Source organism: Candidatus Aquicultor sp. (genome assembly GCF_054640775.1).
Window position 1 is genome coordinate 1 of sequence record NZ_JBTSLF010000344.1, and the last position, 2,554, is coordinate 2,554.

At 49.0% G+C, this 2,554-nt stretch carries 2 protein-coding genes; both read left to right on the forward strand.

The window, feature by feature from the left end; all coding sequences use genetic code 11:
* A partial coding sequence (locus tag ACYC56_RS15160) for a hypothetical protein (RefSeq protein ID WP_461375007.1) occupies positions 1-2,134 on the forward strand: 2,134 nt, incomplete at its 5' end.
* 29 nt (positions 2,135-2,163) lie between these two features.
* Positions 2,164-2,554, forward strand: a 391-nt coding sequence (locus ACYC56_RS15165) for a hypothetical protein (RefSeq protein WP_461375008.1), incomplete at its 3' end; no start/stop codon positions are given.

Consider the following 2,554-nt stretch of genomic DNA (forward strand, 5'->3'; position numbering starts at 1 on the left):
CACCATGATCTTCAACTGGGTCAACCCACTGAACGAAACGGCGATGGATATCTACGCCACGACTGCGGGCAGCACTACGCTGGGGCTTGTGGCGAGCGGTGTTACGGGGACGAGCTATACCTATACCGGGTCCGTGGCTCCGGGGGCTGCTGCGCCTACAGTGGCTACCAGTAATGCTATTCAAGCGGTAGACAATATTGCTCCGGCAGGTGCGGCGTATCAACCATCAATGTCTGGCAGCAGAAAGAGATCATTGGTAAAAAGGCTTTCTCAGAATGCAAGCATTTTTGATTTTGATGTTGACCCAACAGGATCAAACGACAGCACCGCTGGTTATCAGCAGGCTATCAATCAGGTTCAGGGAACTAAATTTCATCTAGATATTCCCGCAGGATTCTTTTCCGTTAATACATTGGCTGTTACGGCACCGATAAACATGACGGGACAAGGGTCTAATTTTAGTGGAAATACCTCCAACCCGAATGGGAGCAACGGATCATTCTTGAATATCTTCGGGACTGGCAGTGGAATCACAGTATCTTCTGCTGCTAATGGATCAATATTTGATGGTTTCGCTACTATTCGTAATCAACCAGCATATAGTCAGTCAAATTGGGCCGCAAATGATCTAGGGTATGATTTCCAGATTTCTGGTGCCACAGATATATACATGAGAAATCTTTTCCTTGTAAACCCAACGCGGGGAATTCAGAGCATTGGTGGGGGTCGAATAAATATTATAGGTGTCCGGATGGACCCATTTATAAACGGTATATATATAGATGACTCTAAAGATACGGATATAATCGGCAACTTGCACGCGTGGCCATTCTGGGATGGTACCACCGCTGATGTTATGGCTTATGCAGCTGCGAATTTGGATGTTATAAACCTATTTAGGTGCGACAATCCGCAATTTTATAATCTATTTACCTATGGAGCCAGGTCTGCAATAAGAGTCAGCCAATCGTCCTACGGTACAACCAGTAAGTTACACCTATCGACAGGTGACTTCGATATTGGAGGCTACGGCCTGTGGGTGGATAACACCGTAACAGACGGATTCACTGGGCAGCTGGAAACTGTAACGACGCAAGGATGGGGTGCGTTACCGGATCAGCCAGCGATACAAATTGATGGTAGCAATTGCAGCATAGAAATCGGTACAATGGCCGCTGCTGGGTATCAAACTTCCGTTGTCGCCATAACTGCATCAAACAATAGCTTATCAATTGGCAATCCAAAGTTTTCTTCCTTAAACCTGTCCGGTGCAGCATCCCCGGTTGTAGTAGATAATTCAGGATCAGGTAATAGTATATATTTAGGTGGTCCAGCATCAAATATCCCAGGGTTTACGATTGACCAATTAGGGGCATCCGTAACCGCTCCTTATACTATTATTGGTAATTACTCTGGTCAACTGCGTTTAAGTGCTGATGTTACACTACCAATTACGGCCTATGGACAAGCTATTCAGGTTGTGAGCGGGGTAACTGTTACTCTGCCTTTATCCAGTCTTGCTGGCCAAGTGCTACATTTTTACGGAAATAACTACACCATTTCAACCGGCCCACATCAATTTATTTATGCGCCAAAAATTGGACTTAACTCTACCACCCCACCAACCACACTTAATGTTGTTAGTGGAGATGTTATAATTATTGGACGCGGCGGAGGAGAATTTGATGTTCTCGGCGGCGAGGTGGTTTCGGAGCAATCAATTTATCCACCCACTAATGCACTATCCTCCAAGATAGTCATTGGTTCCACCACAACCGCTGGAAACATCACCGCAACGGCAGCCCAACTCGCAGGCCAATACCTTGCAGACGGCGCAACCCAAACGGCAGTCTTCACGGTCACGACCGACACGGCGGTAAACATCTTGGCAGCCATGCCTAATGCAGTTGTGGGCACAGCCTTCAAGTGGCGCTTCATCAACAATGACCAGTCTGCAACGGGTTATGCCGGGACGCTTGCAGGCGGTACGGGCGTCACGGTCGGGACGATCCTGCCTAACCCGGCAGTTCCGAAGGGTGGTTACGAAGACTACGTGTTCACCTTCACTGCCATTGGTACTGCTCCAACATTAACCGTTGAAGCGGTCGGCGGCAGCTCGGCGGCGCTGCTGTAAAAACTTTACAAATTCGGAGACCATAATCTGTGACCACCTACGCTTTCCCGACTAACAATCAAACCGCCAGGGGTGCTTCGAGCGCCCCTTTCAACGGTGCGTTTGTTGTGCCGGATTGGCGCAGACCGCAGTTGGCCGCCTATAACCCGTCTACCAGTGGAATCTCCATATCCGGGTTCGCTGGGATACCCATTACCGGGTCGGTGGATACCGCTGTACAGATTTCCGACTTCCTGTCCTTCACCGAGTTCTTTGGGGATGAGTCCTTTGATTGGGACGGAGCTACTCTCACAGGCTCATATCTTGATCTCGTAAATGACACGACCACCGGATACAGCAGCGCATCAGGACTGGCGACGGGGTGGGTAGCTGATGCCGCTATCCAGGAAACGGGGTATGTAGCATGTTCCAGTGGATCGG